Raw genomic sequence first — 18,232 nt, 5'->3', positions numbered from 1 at the left:
GGTATCTAATGAACAATACGATTTACAAAACAAGCAGAAAACCATATTTGATTATGGTTCTGCTTACCCTTTTAACGTCGCTATTCATCGGCTATCCGACTGCAATGGCGGAAACAGTCGATCCGCAATTTTCTAAAAAGAACTATGTACCAAGTAAAGACCCTGTAAGCCCAGGTATACTATGGCCAGGGTTTATTACGACAATCAATACGAACGGATGGGGATATCAATCCCCCTCTTGGTCTTCACCGACAGTGGATCAATATGAAGGGCAACAGGTACAATTCCCTACGAATGACCCGTTTATGGCTGGTGATGGAACAACGAGAAATTATTTCTTTTCCCGTTACATGTACGTGAAAGTGGCTGAAGTAGTAGCAGACGGTACTTGGAAAACGCCACATAATTTATCCAGTAACTCACCAAAGCAAAACCATATTGTAGGGGATGGTCTCATGATGGTAGGACGTCCAAATTCTACATTTTATAGGACAGGAAGAACGATGTTTAATTTAAACAAAGTTACTAATTGGGCGAATGCTTTTAATGGAAATCCCGAGTATGTTGCTAATAATTCAACCACTCATTTAATTAGAGCGTCCGATGTTCGACCGAAATACATTAATAAAAACGGTACTTTTGACCAATTCGTTTATATTAGGGATTTGGTTGCGCTTTCTGGAGGGAAAGTATGGATAATGCCCGAATCTGAAACTGACGTCAATGGTGATGGCATTCAAGACTACAATATTGCTGAAGTAGAGATTACTGAAAAGCCATTTATCGTTCGTGCCCAAATTAAGCAAAATGGTAGTGTGAAGGGCGGATTAGATCGAAACGGAGCAACCTCCCCACCATCAACAAATTCTGCCTTAGTTTCTTTAGAAAAAAATACTGCAAGCACTTTAGAAGTTCAGCTTAGTGAATATGCTTATGATACAGATGCTCAAAGTTGGACGATTGATATTAGTGGACCCGTGACCGATCGTATTCAAGGCAGTGTTAATACCGGGACAAGTAACGGCAGAAAATATGGAACGAGACATATTTTATCCGTTCCAATTAAGTCATCGATTATGTCCACTCCTGGTACTTATACAATGAAAATAAATTCTAAGGATGGCGTAATGCGGAGTTCCACTCAAGTAACGCTTGTTTTCACAGTAGGAGATGGGGGAAGTACAGAAACCCCGCCACCAACACCTATTGGAGGTTCGTGTCCAAGAATCATTCAAGAGGGCCCTAACGGAGGTACAGTAGCCCAAACCTTAACTATCCCATCACCAAGCGGTTCTATTTCATCTGATAATGGAATTTTTGATGTCGTTAAAGGGATTCCTTCATCCGAATACTTAAAAATATATGCACAGAGTCATGAATATTTGGTAGACCAGAACTTTTTTCAAAAAACAGGGAAGGTCATATATACAGTCAAGGCTCAAAAGGTATTTACGCTAACATGGCAAGAAGTAGTTCCGGTTGAAAACGAGGAGCCTATTATCGTTCCTTATACAGAAACTGAGACAAAAGAGGTAACGGTTCAAGTTGAAAGGCCTTATAGCTTTTGGCAAATTGGTAAGTATACCATTCATCAATTAGAGGATGCTACGTTCTCAAATTATGCTTTGCCTGGGGGAGCGGTAACCGTTCCTGCTTATACTAATGTCACAGCTTCTGGAAATTTTGTTGCAGATATTAATCAACACGTTTTTCCAGCTTCATGTGAGAATATCAATTTACCGACTCAAACAATCAATGGAGGAAATTCAAAGCCGAGCACCCCTGATATTACGGGAGAAGCACAAGCTAAAGCGAATAGTAGTGTCGGACAAAATAATGTTAAAAATGATAATGCGGTTTTTAAAGGAACGACTATAATGAGCGATACTGTAGCTACAACAAACGGTCCAACTCCATCAAGTGTACCTTTACCTGGATACACTTCTATGTCTGAAGGTGGACTTTTGATAGATGCAGCTAAGACAAATTATTACCAATCTCCGAGTTCTGGGAATCTACGTTACAGCCAAGTAGTGAATATTAATGGAAGTGGTGGAGATAGATCTTTCCCGTTCTCTGTTAACCCAGTAACTGTCCATACACCAGTAGTAAGTTATGCGAAAGCTACGGATGATAAAGCTCATGATCAACGGACAGAGCCTCCATACAGGAGTGAACCAACGAATGCTGATACAGAGCGGCATGCATTTGTCTTAAATCGACCATTTACAGTAACACTTCCTACAACAGGAACACACAGAGCAATTCCTGGTTATGGGACAAAGGATTATGCAAAATATACCCGCTTAAAACAAGTTATGTTTCCATTTGATGTGTATAGCAAGGATAAGGTAACTTTTTATCCAGCAAATACATGGATAGAGATTCCGGTAGCTCAGAATTCTTCCGAATTTTATCTTCCATCATGGGTTCCTGAAGGAGCGTATACAACTTACTATCGGGTATTCGCAATTAATGCTCCTAGTTCAAACTTTGGAACAGAAGTGGAAGCGAACGTAAACATTCCTAATTCAGCTTTCAATATCTCACCTGCAGGTACTCGTTCAGCTGCACATGTTGCTACTGATACGATTGCTGTAGATGTAGTTGGAAGACTATATGATTTTAGGGTAACGGATATTTCGGATTATCGTTGGGAGAGTGTTTTTCGCGAAAATCTAGGAATGGCTAAACATAGCGGAAATGCGTTTTGGGTAGGGAAAAACGATTTAGAAGGTGCACCACGTGGAAATCAAAGCCCATTTGCATTACCTATCCGACAAGGAAGCCATCCTGATGGTTATAAAAACGTTGCCGTTAAAACCGGTTATCATTTCAAATTTGATTTAAAAACAATGGGGGATATGTATGGGAATAACGATGGCATTCGAATCACACCTACATTCCAGTTCGTTAGTAAAGATGGGGAAACAAAACAAGATGTAGATTTATATTATCATTCTAAAAACGAACAATTCATCAAAGTTGGCGGTAGTGCAGATATTGCTACTCGTTCAACAGTTTTAAATGAAAGATTACGTAATGTACCTGATAAACAGCTGCTAAACAATGCTGATTACTACTATAGACATGGTTCAAATTATGGTATGAATCCATCTTCCGTTTTTGAATCAACGTTTATCGAGCAATATATCAACGACTTTACGAAAAGAGAAACCTTAATGGGAGCGTATAGTTGGTTGACATTACCATGGCAATTAAGGACATTCATCGGTCCAGAGAAATCTGACGTTCCTTCAAATGCAATGGTTCCTCAATCAGATGCCATTGCCAGTGAACAACAATGGTATGGTGAATATTCTATCCCAGCTGATGTATATGCAGTTGAGAAAGGAACGAATATTGCCAATTATGGTCGGGTTAATAAATTGAAGGACTCTTCTTCTATTTTCTTAAAAGATGGTTATATTATTGTAAATTTTAATATTGAAACCATTCAAAAGGGAAATACAGACCAACCATACTTACAATATATTAATACCCATTATCCCCAAGCAAACCAATGGAAGCGAGAAGGATTTGAGTACAGTTTTGTAGATCCATACGGACATACGTTTAATTTAGAAGACGGGGATGTCATTTTCTATCATTCGGATGAATCAAGTTATGATGACTTCCAATCTTCCGTAACACATTAAAAAAAGAGGTGAAAAATCTTCACCTCTTTTTTGGGGTACTTTATATTCAATATTAAATCCACTGATGGGATAATTAATAGAGTATATAGAACATTTCTCTTGCGGTGCCCTTAGAAGGAGACTCTCCCTTTTTACCTTTGAAATCAGGTTGAACCGTCTATTAAAAAGATGTACTGGAATTTCCTATCTCTATAAAAAAGGTATTTCGTTTTTTTGGTGAATTAACCTATTTACTGATAATTAAGTTATGCCATTAAAGGGCCAGATTGTTGAACAACTTCTTTATAAAAACATAAGGATATTTATGTTAAAATTTAAGTGAGTTTGTGAAGAAATGTACTTAAACTAACGGGGCAGGATAGTTCCATAAGGAATACCTAAATATTAGATCTAACGAGGAAACTATTTTAAGGAGGAAAACATGAGCTTGGAGCATGTTTTTCACCTTATTTCTAAGATGATATAAACGTCAGTTCTATTAAAGAACGAAAAAATCTCTAATCTATACTTTTAGAGATTTTTTTAATGCAAAAACACAACTTTTATTTAGCTAATACGTCTAAGTATTGAACATTCAAGAAAAGGAGGGTTGGTAACTTGTCGAAGTACAGAAAAGAAGAAATTTCAGATTGGTATGACCAACATAGTAAATCTATTTTAAGCTTTATTTTATTGATGGTTAAGGATTATCAACAAGCAGAGGATTTGACCCATGATACCTTTGTAAAAGCGTATTTATATCATAATTCATTTAATCAGCATTCGAGTGAAAAAACATGGCTATTCAGTATCGCTCACAATTTAACGGTCGATTTTTTAAGAAAACGTAAACCCAGCAGGTTCTTTAAAGAAGTATTTCTTTTGCAAAAGGACAATAACTCATTGCCTGAAGAAATGATTCAAATAAAAGAGGAATCATTTGAACTATATAAAGCGTTAGGGGAAATCAAAGATACATATCGAAAGGTGATAGTTTTAAGGAAAATCAAAGGTTTTTCTATTGAGGATACGGCAAAGATATTGAGCTGGTCTGAGAGTAAAGTTAAATCGACTCTTTTTAGAGCTATTCCAGCATTGAAAAAACAATTAATAAAGGAGGGGTATTTGGATGAAAAAACAATATAAAGATACTGATTTTGATAGTTCCTTTAAGAAGTTAAATGCCGATCTAATGTGGAAAACAAAAGAAAAACAAGAACTGAAAAAACGAATTTTTACTGATATTGAAAAGTTGGAGTCCCAAAAGAGAAATAAGAATCCCCTCCTATCAACTCGTATCAAAAAAGTAAGTTTGATCAGAAAATTAACATACTCTGGAATCGCGTTGATATTATTATTGGGTTTATTTATTGGCTCTACATTTGTCTCTCCAGCTATGGCCCAAATTGCAGCTAAAATTATGCCACTGAAAATTACTTCAAGTTTTTCAGCTAATAATATAGATGAAAATCTTCATCAAAAACTGATAAAGCTCATAGAAAATCAAGGATACAAGGTGGACTCTGTAGGATCGATTTATGATCCATTTACTATTGATATTAGTCTCATACTCTCTAACGAACAACTAAAGGAAGCAAAAGAGCAACTTACTCCATTGGTGAAAGAAACATTAAGTAATCATGGTATTGACGACTACAATTTACTGATTAGAAATATTGAACCATCTGAAAAATCTACTAGCATATCAAAAAGAGATGTTAAAAGGCAGGTTATGTACGATTCTTTACGTCAAATCGTATTCGATGTTTTTACTAAATACGGATATGAGGAAGAGGCCAATTATGAATTAGCAGGTTTGGAACAAACATGGTTTTCAAACATTTTACTGTTAGATATGCCTGATCATATTAAAGAGCAAAATTCTATTATCTCAGATATTCAACAAGAAATTGAAGCACAAAATCTAGATATCAAAGATATTAAAGTCCATTCGTTTAACTTTGAACATCGAAAGCAAGACGGTCGTTGGTCTTATATTGCTAACGATCTCCATGAATCTCTAGCTGGTAAATCGACTTACAAAGTCACTGGCTTGTCTTATCAAGTGAAAAAGGGACATGCCTATATCGACTTAGGAACAAATTGGACTACTACACCTAGCACACAATTACAAGATGAGCTTGAAAATGCTATTAAGACGTATCTAGCTTTACCCGACGTGAAAAAACAAATGCAAGGAGATCCATATACAATCAAATTATTAATGGAAAATGGTGAAGATTTCATGGTCATTTCACCTGAGGGGTGAGTTCAACAAGGATTATAGATTTTTTATTATAAAATTAACTAGTGGGATACTTGGCAAACTCCTTTTAAAAACAGCTTTATTTCAATAAGGAAGGTTGTTGTGCTAGCCTTTTGCTTATAGAACTAACGGTGTGCAAGAGTTAAACAAGGTGTTGCAGTCGCAGCATCTTGTTTCTTGTTGTGCTAACTGAATCCGGTTCTCAAATGATTATATTCCATCCCCTTAACCTCCAGTATTCCCCTATTATATCAAGTTTCTGTCCTTTAAAGAAAAAAGCTCAGTTTATTATAATTACAACCGCTTAATATATTGGTAATATTTACTTATTAAAGATTATAAAAAGGAGGAAGTCATGGCCGGTTGTTTGGGGTTTATCATGCTGGTGATTGTTATATGGGTTTGGTTTTTGATATATAAATATATCGGTCACACCCCTTTAGTTAATGATTATTGTATTTATTTTAACTGTAGATTCCCAGACCATTATAAGAGAAATTGGTTCGGTGATATTTGGATTTACAGTCCATTGTGGCTGCCTGTTTTAATCCTTTTGGTGATATGGATAAAGAACAATTGGAAGTTCGTAAAAGAAGCAGTATTAACTAGGAAATTTAAAATCGCAGCTACTATCTTTTCTTTAGGTTTAATTGCTGCCCTTTATATATTTATTAGCCCCATTATTAAGGAGAAACTAGAGATAAAGAGAACTTATGATGTTGCTGCACTAGCTATGAAAGATGAAGATTATCTTTCAGCATTAGACAATTTCGAAAAAGTCGTCGATTATAAGGATTCTACAGAACAAATTGACAAGATTCACTCTAAATTATTTGAATTTGTGCCAGTTTTAATTGAAGAGAAAAGAATTTACGGAAATATGGATGTCTATTTGGCGATTCTATCATCTGTACCCAAATATAAAAATAGGGTTAATGAAATGATAAAAACAGTTGAAAAAGTTAAGGCTGATGATTTATCAGCAGCACGGGATAAACTTCGTAGAACGGAACCCTATGAAGGGATGTCTGAGTACAATATTAGTCTGTCTAGTTGGGGACCACCGACGGAAGTTAATAAAGATGTAAATTATGATGCTATGAGAGAAGATAGGAAAGTTAAACATTACAAATGGATTGAAAAAGATAGTCTTGGCAGAACCATCAAGATAAAAACGTTAATGGTAAAGCAAGGTCATGTATGGGGAGAACCAAAGGTTCATCATTATTATCAGAATAACTAATTTTGATTAGTTTCGTTAGATAAATAGATTTAAATAGGAGGATTAATTAAAATTCAATTTTACTTGTTGAGCTAACGGGTGCTTTACTTCAAGAAGGAGTAATGCCTATTTTCTTATCGAACTAACGAAACAGGTTAGTTTAACAACGGCAAATAGTTTTGATAAATAATCAACAGGTGAAGGTGGAGATTATTATTAGAAAATTTATGGTTATTTTAACGTTTATAGCCATTTTTTTCATAACTGCTTGTAGTGAAAAGGATAATATTGACCATTTCTCTTCTAAAGAAGAAACTTTGGAACATTTTGTTCAGAATGAAAATATTAAAGGGAATATTGATTTAATTACAACGACAAATGATGAAAGGTTATTAGTAGTACAGTCAAGTGGAAATACATATTTCGTCGGTGAATTAGTGGAGGACAAGGAAGGATATCACGCTAAGAGAATATCAGACAATGTTGAAATGACAATAGGTGCAAGTTGGGAACTAAATACAATGGATAAGAGTGAGTACACTATATTTTTTGAAAAGAACAAAGAAGATGCGAATTACATACAGTTCTCTAATGGAGAATATGATATCTCGCTTGTAGAGGGACATACGATAAGTGAAAACACCTTTGCTTTAACAAGTGCGATAAAGGGAGTTGAAATAGTAAAAGATTAATTCAACTAACGAGGTGCTTTAGTTTAATAACGATCTTCCACAATCGGGCGCAATTCTGTAGCAAGAATTGTGCCTTTATCTTTAGAGTAGGTCCAGATTGTTGAATAACGAACTTAAAGTAAAGAATGAATATTTATGATTCTCTTGAAAAAAGATTGTTAAAAAGTATAGTTAAAGTAACGAACAGTTAATAGAAATTGAAATGATTTACCTTAGTTTAGGTAGAAGTTAGGAGTATTAAATGGAAGAATTAATTTTACTGTTATTTGGAGAGAATATTCCTCCACATCGACATTTACATAAACTATCAAATAAATTCATCAATATATTCCTTAAAGAACGTGAAAAAGTTAGAGAATCTGATTACTATTTAATTTTTGTTGAAGAACGATACTTTGGAGATCAACAGCGAGAATATATTAACGCCCCAGCCATTCCTATACACAAAGATTTTTTACATCAAGTTGAATCTATTTATGCTAATTTAAATGCTGAGATGATTCTTTGCACGATGCAACACGAACATCCTACAGTATATATAAACGAAATCGAATATGAAGGATATTGTTATTATGCGAAAAATACTAATGACAAGATCCTTTTTTTTGAGTCTGATATAGAGCAGTTAAACAAGAGTTTCATAAGAATGTCAAAAGAAGCAAACACAGAACAAGTTATGAAAAATTGGTTAACTAAATCAAAAATATAACCTTTTTGCAGCTTTCGTGTTATTCGGCAATCGGACGCGATAGTTGAACAACACAGCTGGAAAATGAACAAACTTTAGGCTATAACTTTTTTCTATATAACAGTTAAATAATCATTCGACTGTTTTTTTGATTAATTTCAATATTTAGACAATTATTTATGAGTAAAGCACTCTATATTGTATAATTAAAGAAGGAATACCAAATATTTTCATTGCGGTTATATAAATAAATGGTAAGATAAAAACAGTTACATTTTTTTGTCCTTTATACATAAATTGGATTTTTTATATCATATAAAAAGGCTAATTGGTTTCAGATTGCCTTAATGACAACCTTTTATCTTTAGGTTAATGTTAATGTGAAAATATCGGTTCATAATATTTTTTGGTGAATTTTTTTGAATATGAATGAGCAAATTTTAGATATTCTAGAGAATTAACAAAGAAAAATAATAGTTTGAATCTGTTTTTAGCAATTTTAGGATTATATGATACATCTACTATATTTTTTACACCTTCTATTTTTAATTGAATTTTCACTCGTGACTTCTATGGGGACACAAAAAATTTAGGATATATAATTTCTCCTTTTTTAATGTTTTTATAGTTTTAGCTAAGGAAAAATTGATAGACAATAACTAAAAAAGAGATTCAAACTATTATAGATATTGACTATAAGAGGGATTCAATAACATTTACTCGTGGATAATAAGGTTGTGGCTTTGAATAAGTTTTTACCAATTATAAAATATTTGGGATGTTGTATAAAAAGATTGATCAAAATATTAGTCAATTACTATCAATAATGCTGTTAAATAAAGATTTGTAATTTATTTTGCTCAAACTTTATAATAAAATTTCATCAGAAATATGAAGAAAATTAGAGTGTTAATCAATATTATTCCAAATTTTTAATATATGCAGCATTGATAAATCAATATTTACAGCCTACTATTAACCAAATAATTTATAAAGTTACTTTTGTTTTTATTAGGATATCCTTATCATAGGGAAAGTAGTGGAATATGATCAATGACAAACTTTTTTATTAACCGAGGGAGTGAATTTGAAATGTTGCATTATACAACAAATGATTACTCATATTCTCGGATAAAAAATTTAAGAGATGAAGAAGGTACAATGTTTTTCTTTGTGGACCTCACAATCATTCAATATCAAAGATTAGGGGACTCTGTGAGAAAAAAGGTTAATCCCATTTTTGCACATAGTAAGGTTTTTCCTATTGGAGAATTGCCGAGAAAGTATAACTCACTTCCTGATGATGTAGTTTACTATTCTATTACAAAGGAAGAATTTACGAAACTATTATCATTATCAACAGAAGATCCAGACAAGCTGTTCTTCTTCCATAAATAATTAAAAATATTGATTTTATTAGTGAATGGAAAAGTAATCCTGTATTATTGTGTATAGCATTTTTTTTTGTTAAAATTATATCATACCTTTTTCGTTTAATTTCTTTGCAAATCTTTGTGATTTTGCGGTGAGAACTATAATTAAAGCCTTTGGGTTTTTGAGATTCGTAGCATATTTTTTGCTATGTGACCAAACTACCCAAAGGCTTTTTTGTGTTTTTATTCAGAAAAAGGTCAAAATTCTTTGGGAAAGGGTGTGTAGTTATGCCAAATCGGTATAACCAATTATTTCAGAAAACAGGAGGGCGTGTTAATGAACTCGTACAAGATTGTATGAGGTTAACAACGAAAGGAGGCGTTGAGGTATGTTTCGAGTGACATGCTTTGTCAAAGAGAAACCTGCTACTTTATTGCCTTTATTCCTCCCGCTTCGTTTTGTGTGGACAAAAAAAAATGGTGTAGTATGGAAAAATGAAAATGTGGAATTTAGGATTCAACCATTTACGAGTGAGGGAAGAGAAAGTCATGGATACCGTATCTTTTTTTGTGGAAATCCAGAAGCATTTCAGTATTTGTTTGATCTATCAATTGGACAATTCTCTCCAACTATTACTGGAGTTGAGTATACCGGTGAGAGTGAAGAGTCTCAAAATAGCTTAGTACGTCTTGCTGAGAAAAATGGTTTCTCACGTGGAAGTTTATATGGAATTTATGAACATAAAGGTATTGGAGTTGTCCTATTACCTTCTGGGGAATTTAACTTACAAATTCGAAATAGGAAATTGACGTGCTCATCTATTAAGAATGTAATGAATAATATTGAAGAAGTTGCTGAAGTATTTCGACCAGATCACTACGACCTCTTTTCTTTCTTAGAAGAAACGGCGGTGACTGCATAATGAAAGTTGAAAAGGAATTATTACCTTCAGAGAAGCTCGAAGTATTTATAACTTCTTCTGAATATAATTTATTGAAGCAGAATACATCGTTTCTTAAACAAGCTAAAAAGCATTTAAGAGAGCAGTTTTCACATTACGAAGGTAAACGTCATGAATTTAAAGATATCAATATGTTAGCAAAGTTTGTCCCAGTTAAGGTCTATGAAACAGACCATAAAGGATTAATACAGGAACTTCTTTGTTATGTACGTCCTGATGTTATTTTCCCTTTAATACAATTGAGCGGAATCAAGGAAGAGGACAAGGATTTGCCTTTTAATAGCCTTAAATATACTTTTCCTAAAACCTATTACGTTAAGCCTTTTTTTAATAAAATAGGGAAGATTTATAATCAAACAACGGACTACCTCTTTGGGGGTCAAACTACAGAGCAGCTTCTTGAGGAAATAAAAGACTCAAGTAGCACGCTTAAATCATTGGAAGAAAAGTATGATAATTTAAAAAACTATGCAATAACTTGTTCAGCCTTTAATGAAAAGAATAAGATATTAACTAGTTTTGGTAGTTTATCTAAAATAGAGAATAAAACGCTATGGGACATTGAAAAGCTTTATAATGAAGGGTTTGAGGATACCATACTTCAATACGGAAAAATAAGTGTTTCAAAATTAGACGATTTAATATTGTCCGGTGCTGTGCCTAATAAAGTCATACAGGATTACCGTAAGGTTGTAGATATTCGTTTGGATTTTATGGTTATGCAACTGGATACTGAAGAACGGATTTTAGGGATTCAGCAACGCAAAAAGATCCAATCAAGTCTTAAAAGGCATGCTTAAAATTATTCACAATTCTATTATTAAATTTTACCATTTTATTCATTTATGATAAAAAAGAATAGATATTTAGGAAAGAATTGAGCTCAAGCATAATTTTGAGCTCTTTTTCTATGCACACAATCACTTAGTCAAGCGTCCTGAAATTTAATATCTAGAATATCTTCTAACATTACCGAATCAATTTTCTCTAGTGGGGTTAAAATTTTTATGGTTTTACTTATTTCATTAAAATATTGAATTAGTCCAACCGTGATATACTTTCTTTGATCTCTAAAATACGTTATAGCAACCAATGACGTTTGTTTCATACTCTGACATATGACCTGGTTCATATACTCGAATTGTTGTTCATCAAGTTCAGGTTTAACTTCGGCATAATACTCCCTATCTGCACCTTCAAAAGCTTGCAAAAGTTCAGGAGTCATAAAAGCAGGCTGCCACTTCTTATGTACTCCACGATCTATAATAGCCATTTATACCCCTCTCACTTTAAGAACATTTGTTCTAATCATACGCCACAATTTCTATAAATTCAATGTGAATGTAGTTCTAAAAAAGTTGAAATATATAACTTGCTAAGAAATTATTCACTTTAAACAACCAGAATATTCTATAATTTGGTACATTTTGTTATTGTTTTTTATTTAACCGTGTTTTATGCTAATTTAGCAATTGGTTCTAAAGTCCTCAATTAGTAAATGAAAGGTTTTTTAACAATTTTATCTAGAAAACCTCTTTTTTTGATGACTAGTAAGTTGAGAACCGACTGTTTATATAATGCAATCTGATTTATAAAATAATTTTAAAGGGGAAGAAGTATGTAAAAGGAATAAGGCGACCATATTACAAACTATTAAATTTTTTTATGCTAAAGGTTATAAAACATAATTTAGTTTTGTGTAAAACACCAAAGAAGAGAACACTTGGAAGAGGTCAATTTATATGATAAGGATTTTTGGAAATAAAAAAACTATAAGAGCTAAATTAATTCTTGCTTTCTCCTTCATACTAATCATTCCCTCAATTAGTATTGGGATACTTTCTTATATAACAGCAAAAGATGCAATTGAAAGTGAAATAATGGATGGAATTGGCGGAAGTATTGACTTATTAAATACATCGGTCGATGATACTATTCAACCTAAATTACATGATATAAATAGCTTTTCCCAGGCTGTAACATCTGAGATGTCTAATGAAGGTAGTGACATAGAATTACGGAAACAATTTGATCAGTATGTCCAACTGCATCCAGAAGCTACAAGTATTTATATAGGAACCCAGACTGGTTCATTGACACAAGTCCCTAAAGTACCACTTCCTGCTGGCTTTGATCCAAGAGAAAGAGATTGGTATAAAGAAGCATTCAAAAATAAGGGGAAATCCATAATATCAGAACCCTATATCTCTGCTGACACAAATGAAATGGTAATAACTATATCACAAACAACAAAAGACGGTTTGGGAGTTATAGGTCTTGATATTAGCATAAATAATATTCAAGAAATAGCAAAAAAGGTGAAAATAGGTGAACAAGGATACGTACTTCTTTTAGATAAAAATAAAAAGTACATCGCTCATCCTACTAACAAGCCTGGAAGTGATGCGAGTGAAGACTTTTACAATGAAATGTATAATCAAAAAAAAGGACAGTTTGATTATGAATTAGAAGGCGAAAAGAAATCAATGAGTTTTGTTACAAATGAAACAACTGGTTGGAAAATAGGAGGTACTGCAGTTTCTGCAGAAATATCTAATGCAGCCGCTCCAATATTCCAAAAAACGTTAGAAGTCATAGTGATTGCGATGATTATTGGAGCAATTATCATATTCATTATCATAAGAGCTATCATTCGACCTATTAATAAATTAAAAGAACAGGCCATTACCATTAGTCTTGGAGATTTGACCCAAGAAATTAAAGTACAATCCAATGATGAAATTGGACAATTAGGGTCTGCTTTTAATGAAATGCAAGAAAGTCTTAAAGCTTTAGTTCAAAAAGTAGAAGAGAGTGCGGAACAAGTTGCATCTTCTGCTGAAGAATTGTCTGCAAGTGCAGAACAAACAAGTGCGGCTACTGGACAGGTAGCCACTTCCATCCAAGAGATTGCAAGTAACGCTGAGAATCAAATGCATAGCGTGGGAAAAAATGCTCAGTCATTTAATGAAGTTTCAGAAGGTGTATCCCAAATTGCTGATAGTTCTATGAAGGTATCTGAACTTGTGCACCAGACATCTATCCAAGCTGAAGAAGGAGGAAGGTCGGTTACAAATACAGTAAATCAAATGAAAGCAATACATAGTTCCGTTATGGAATCAGATGAAGTGATAAAAACCTTATATGAACGGTCAAAACAGGTAAGTTCTATTTTGGATGCGATTACTGGTATAGCAGATCAAACCAATCTACTTGCTTTAAATGCTGCTATTGAAGCGGCAAGGGCTGGAGAACACGGAAAAGGTTTTGCTGTAGTTGCGGATGAAGTACGTAAGCTTGCAGAACAATCCCAGCATTCAGCAAAAGAAATACATGAAATAGTACAGGGAATTCAAAAGGATACACAAAATTCAGTTCAAATTATGATTCGGGTTACAAAAGATGTTGAGGCTGGCGTAAAAGTAGCGAATGATGCAATCGAAAAATTTAATATTATCGTTAAGAGTTCAAAAGAGATTACTCCTCAAATGGAGGAAGTTTCAGCAAGTGCTCAACAAATGTCAGCAGCAGTGCAAGAAGTCACAGCGATCAGTAATGAACTAGCCAAAATTGCGAAGATAAATGCTTCAACTTCAGAAGAAGTTGCCGCTTCTACCGAAGAACAATTAGCTTCAATGGAGGAAATTTCTTCATCTTCAAGGTCTCTCTCTTCTATGGCTGAAGAATTACAGAAATTAATTACACAATTTAAATACTAATTTCAAGCTTTGAAGAATCAAGCCAAACTTTATTAAAATCGTGCTTAATTTAAAAAGGAAACTCCATTTTGATCAAAGATTTTATCAAAATGGAGACTTTTTATTTTTTATCAAATAAAGGTTTGTTACCTCTTTTTATTCAAAATTTATTCCAAACCTACAGTGAATTCACCAGTAAAAATCTAAAATTTTACTAAGTTGCTAAAAAATAAATATATTTAGATTAAATATGTTATAATATTGTTATTCTTATTTTTCTATGTTTAGTTTGCGATACTTATTGGTATCTGCGGTGGTAACTATTAATTTAAGCCTTTGGGCTGATTGTGTATATGAATGTACTTTTCATTCATTTAATCAATCTCCCAAGGGCTTTTTTGCATTTAAAGATAAGGAAAAACTATTGGGAAGGGTGTTAAGTAAATGAGTAAATTAGCGATTTTGTCTGAACGGACAGAAACAACAATGGCTCGTATTAATCGTGAGGTATTTGGAGGTTCAACTGATTGTAGAAAGGTCCGGATGGAGATTCGTACTCCTGATGGCAATCGTCGTATCTACAGTCTTAATGCTGTAACAAAAGGTGAAGCTAGAGAAGAAGCAGTTCAAATTGTGAAAAGTATGGTAAAAACTTTCAATGACGAGCGTGTTATGTGGAGGATGGCTGGAGACCGAGTTTGGTCTTTTGGAGCTGCTGGAGTAGCCAGTGGACCGAAACAGTCTGTATTTAAACGGTTTTTCGATTATTTCTTTGAATTAAACGAGGACTGATACATTCATTTTTCACATAACGCTCATAAATCCACACCTTTTGGGTGGTTGAGTCATGGAGGTACATTATTCTGATGAATTGTTCCAATCTGGTAGGCCGCTTAACAAAGAAACCTGATTTACATTATAATCCAAGTGGAGTACCTGTAGCTAACTTTACACTTGCTGTAAACAGACCGTTTTTAAATCAACAAGGCGAAAGAGAAACTGATTTTATTCCGATTGTCGTTTGGAGAAAATCGGCAGAAAATGTAGACAGATACTGCCAAAAAGGTAGTCTAGTAGGAGTAACTGGTAGAATTCAGACTCGTAATTATGAAAATAATGAGGGGAAACGTGTCTATGTTACTGAAGTCGTTGCTGAAAGTGTTCAATTCCTTGAATCTCGTAACGATTCTTCAGTGGATAATAATGAAGGTACCTCAAATAACAGTCGTAGAAGTAATTCTAATGGCCAAAATAATCCAAATCAGCGGAGTAACAATTATCAAGACTACAAATACGCACCTGCAGATGATGATCCTTTCGCAAATAGTGGAAGAACCATTGATATAGATGATGATAGTTTACCCTTCTGAATATCGCAGACTGTGTAATTCGTGAAAATAAAATTTAAGAATAAAGAGTATCTACATATTCGTAGATACTCTTTTTTATAAAAAACTATAACAGTATTAGGAGTATAACCATGACAAATAGAGAAATTAAAGTCTTAGTGAAGACACCATATAGGTATTGGAAAGAGGATTCTTCATTTAAACATCAGAATTTTGTGAAGCAAGATGTTAAACCTATTCCTTTACCTGAAAATATTAATCTCTGGGTACGTGAAGCTTCCGCTCACCCTTCAAATATCAATTTATACCTTATTGATGATATGTCGATTGAACCTCTATATGGAGACTTGTTTGCTTCTGGAGTTAATGATATGGGAGAACCTATCTCTTTAACTACAGACCAGCAGCAATGGTTAGCAAATCATATCGGTTTAGTGGACTCTACTTATGAAGGTACGGTTTTAGGAATAGATATTCGTAAAAGCGGGGTGTTAGTATGAGTCACATCGGCAATAAGCTTCTCTCGGGTTTCTATGCTACTCCTGAACAACAAGGTGTCTATCTATCATCTCTAATTTCGTTTGTAGGAGAAACGGCGGTCTTCGATCCAACTTGTGGGGAAGGTAAAATCCTTAAACAACTTGCTGAAGCGTCTGATTTTCCTATTAAGACATACGGGGTTGAATTAGATAAGCGAAGAGCAGCGACTGCTTCAACTGTATTGGACCGAGTCATTCAGGCACCAATTGAAAGTATGGTTATTTCTCATAACGTTTATGGCATGGTCTTCCTCAACCCTCCATATGATCACACAATGATTGGAATTGGAGATGATGAAGGTTCTGACCGAAAAGAATATACAGAGTTAGTTAGAAATACAAAGTATCTTGTTCCTGGTGGGTTAATGGTCTATATTATTCCTTCTTACCGCTTTGCTGATACTAGGATATCTCGTTTTTTAGCTACTCATTTTGAAGACATAGGAATAGCTAAGTTTTCGGACGAGGACTATGAGGACTTTAAGCAGTGTATTTTTATAGGTAGAAAGAAAAGTTCCCAGCACAAGAAGGTAAATACCAGTTTACTAGAATTCCTGCAACAATTAGATAATGAGAGCTTTGTTCAGTCAAAAGTAACACCTATAAATATTTTTATAGGGCATAAAAAGTGGGAAGTTCCTGAAACTCACCTAGAAATCCCTACATTTTATTCGAAAATTGAAAATAAAAATGATTTTATTGATATGATTCGAGCAAATAAGGGGTTCCAGGCCTTTAAAGAGCGTACGAAGCCCAAACAGCTTGTAATTGGAGGAGAACCTATCATTAACATCGCACAAGGCCAGATGGCTCTGCTTCTGGCGTCAGGAGCTGTGAATGGGATAATAGGGGAAGGTGATACTCTCCATGCTGTTCAGGGAATGGAAATCGTAACTAATGTTACTACTGAAGAAAAGACAGAACATACTATTATCACGAAAACTCGTACTAAAAGGGAAGTTTCGGTAAAGGTCATTTTGCCATTAGGCAAGGTACGTAAGCTCGTTTAAAACGACTGATAAAAGTGTAGAGAACAAATAAAGTTGGAAACGTACAAATAAAGTTGGAAAAGGAATAAATAAGTTGGAAACACGTATTTTAGAAAGCTGATTTATCAAGATTTCTAAAATTTATGTAATGAAAATTTGCTTTCGTGTTTCCAACTTTATTTCTAAAACTAACTATTATAACAACCAACAAGTCCTTTTAAACTCAGACTTGTTGTTTCCAACTTTAATTGTCTTAACAAGAAGTGTAATAGCTCTGAAACCTGCAATTTATTAGGGGCTATATTCCAACTTTTATTAACCTAAACAGACAAAAATTGTGTGATAAGAATTGATAAATTTCTAATTTTATACAGGGGGAAATAAAAGTGAGAAATAAAAAGTTAATGGAAAAAGTAATTGATTTAGATACTCAAGTTTTATTAACAAGAGCGCAGAGTTTGAAGGTAATGGTGCAAATCGCAATAATTAGGCAAGCATTTGGAGTGAAAAACGATGAAACCTACAAGCCTGTTAAAGATTATGAGAGAGATACTATTCTATCCGATGATGAAATAAGAAAACAGTTCAGTAAGGATTTAGAATGGCTAAACATAGCTAAAGAAAGAAGTGATTTCGGGGACGTAAAAGAGTTTGAAAATCGAATTCACTATTTTATTGAGGCAGTCAGATTTTTTAACGCTAACTTAGCAGATGAATTTAATAAATCTATGAAAGTTGAATGAAATGTTGAATTTATCTATAACAAGAAGATCTTTTAAATACGAAATAGACTGTAGAAAAAATATGACATAGAGG

Annotated in this window: 16 protein-coding genes; 15 read left to right on the top strand and 1 reads right to left on the bottom strand. The window is 33.7% G+C overall.

Annotated elements, in window-relative coordinates; all coding sequences use genetic code 11:
* Positions 1-8: 8 nt before the first annotated feature.
* The 9 genes from V179_RS28735 (at position 9) to V179_RS0125140 (ending at position 11,641) form a co-directional block, all read left to right on the top strand.
* A complete protein-coding gene (locus V179_RS28735) occupies positions 9-3,659 on the top strand; it encodes a DUF5704 domain-containing protein (RefSeq protein ID WP_051405132.1) in 3,651 nt (1,216 codons plus the stop codon).
* Between the two features lie 597 nt (positions 3,660-4,256).
* The gene (locus V179_RS0125180) at positions 4,257-4,784 is read left to right on the top strand and encodes an RNA polymerase sigma factor (RefSeq protein WP_028393925.1); all 528 of its coding nucleotides are present in this window, start codon (positions 4,257-4,259) and stop codon (positions 4,782-4,784) included.
* Positions 4,768-5,907, top strand: coding sequence for a DUF4030 domain-containing protein (locus tag V179_RS0125175; protein ID WP_028393924.1), 1,140 nt, complete (start codon positions 4,768-4,770; stop codon positions 5,905-5,907). Before V179_RS0125180 ends, V179_RS0125175 begins: the two co-directional genes overlap by 17 nt.
* A 352-nt stretch (positions 5,908-6,259) precedes the next feature.
* The gene (locus V179_RS0125170; RefSeq protein WP_028393923.1) at positions 6,260-7,147 is read left to right on the top strand and encodes a hypothetical protein; all 888 of its coding nucleotides are present in this window, start codon (positions 6,260-6,262) and stop codon (positions 7,145-7,147) included.
* A gap of 158 nt (positions 7,148-7,305) precedes the next feature.
* On the top strand, positions 7,306-7,818 hold the full coding sequence (locus V179_RS0125165; protein WP_152534822.1) for a hypothetical protein: 513 nt from the start codon (positions 7,306-7,308) through the stop codon (positions 7,816-7,818).
* 241 nt (positions 7,819-8,059) lie between these two features.
* Positions 8,060-8,527: a hypothetical protein gene (locus V179_RS0125160; RefSeq protein ID WP_028393921.1), complete on the top strand. Its 468-nt coding sequence runs from the start codon at positions 8,060-8,062 to the stop codon at positions 8,525-8,527.
* Positions 8,528-9,598: 1,071 nt separating this feature from the next.
* Positions 9,599-9,904 (top strand): hypothetical protein, encoded by a 306-nt coding sequence (locus V179_RS0125155; protein WP_152534821.1) that lies wholly within the window; start codon positions 9,599-9,601, stop codon positions 9,902-9,904.
* 364 nt (positions 9,905-10,268) lie between these two features.
* The gene (locus tag V179_RS0125145) at positions 10,269-10,802 is read left to right on the top strand and encodes a hypothetical protein (protein ID WP_028393919.1); all 534 of its coding nucleotides are present in this window, start codon (positions 10,269-10,271) and stop codon (positions 10,800-10,802) included.
* Positions 10,802-11,641: a hypothetical protein gene (locus tag V179_RS0125140; protein WP_028393918.1), complete on the top strand. Its 840-nt coding sequence runs from the start codon at positions 10,802-10,804 to the stop codon at positions 11,639-11,641. Before V179_RS0125145 ends, V179_RS0125140 begins: the two co-directional genes overlap by 1 nt.
* A gap of 128 nt (positions 11,642-11,769) precedes the next feature.
* On the opposite strand, the gene V179_RS0125135 is transcribed toward V179_RS0125140, so the two are convergent.
* Positions 11,770-12,114, bottom strand: a complete 345-nt coding sequence (locus tag V179_RS0125135) for a YolD-like family protein (RefSeq protein ID WP_028393917.1) — start codon at positions 12,112-12,114, stop codon at positions 11,770-11,772.
* Between the two features lie 469 nt (positions 12,115-12,583).
* Here V179_RS0125135 and V179_RS0125130 point away from each other — a divergent pair, with 469 nt between their 5' ends.
* From V179_RS0125130 to V179_RS0125105, 6 genes are all read left to right on the top strand, one after another.
* Positions 12,584-14,560 (top strand): methyl-accepting chemotaxis protein, encoded by a 1,977-nt coding sequence (locus tag V179_RS0125130; RefSeq protein WP_028393916.1) that lies wholly within the window; start codon positions 12,584-12,586, stop codon positions 14,558-14,560.
* Positions 14,561-14,983: 423 nt separating this feature from the next.
* Positions 14,984-15,331 carry a DUF6018 family natural product bioysynthesis protein gene (locus V179_RS0125125; RefSeq protein ID WP_028393915.1) on the top strand — a complete coding sequence of 116 codons (348 nt, stop codon included), beginning with the start codon at positions 14,984-14,986 and terminating at the stop codon, positions 15,329-15,331.
* Positions 15,332-15,402: 71 nt separating this feature from the next.
* Positions 15,403-15,909, top strand: coding sequence for a single-stranded DNA-binding protein (gene ssb / locus V179_RS0125120; RefSeq protein WP_028393914.1), 507 nt, complete (start codon positions 15,403-15,405; stop codon positions 15,907-15,909).
* 110 nt (positions 15,910-16,019) lie between these two features.
* On the top strand, positions 16,020-16,388 hold the full coding sequence (locus V179_RS0125115) for a hypothetical protein (protein ID WP_028393913.1): 369 nt from the start codon (positions 16,020-16,022) through the stop codon (positions 16,386-16,388).
* Positions 16,385-17,437, top strand: coding sequence for a DUF6094 domain-containing protein (locus V179_RS28730; RefSeq protein ID WP_028393912.1), 1,053 nt, complete (start codon positions 16,385-16,387; stop codon positions 17,435-17,437). Before V179_RS0125115 ends, V179_RS28730 begins: the two co-directional genes overlap by 4 nt.
* Before the next feature lie 365 nt (positions 17,438-17,802).
* Complete coding sequence (locus V179_RS0125105; protein ID WP_028393911.1) at positions 17,803-18,159, top strand: hypothetical protein; 357 nt, start codon at positions 17,803-17,805, stop codon at positions 18,157-18,159.
* The last annotated feature ends 73 nt before the right edge of the window (positions 18,160-18,232 follow it).

It is taken from the genome of Bacillus cihuensis (assembly GCF_000504145.1).
Taxonomy (GTDB): domain Bacteria; phylum Bacillota; class Bacilli; order Bacillales; family DSM-1321; genus Peribacillus; species Peribacillus huizhouensis.
This window is presented reverse-complemented; position numbering and strand designations above follow the sequence as displayed.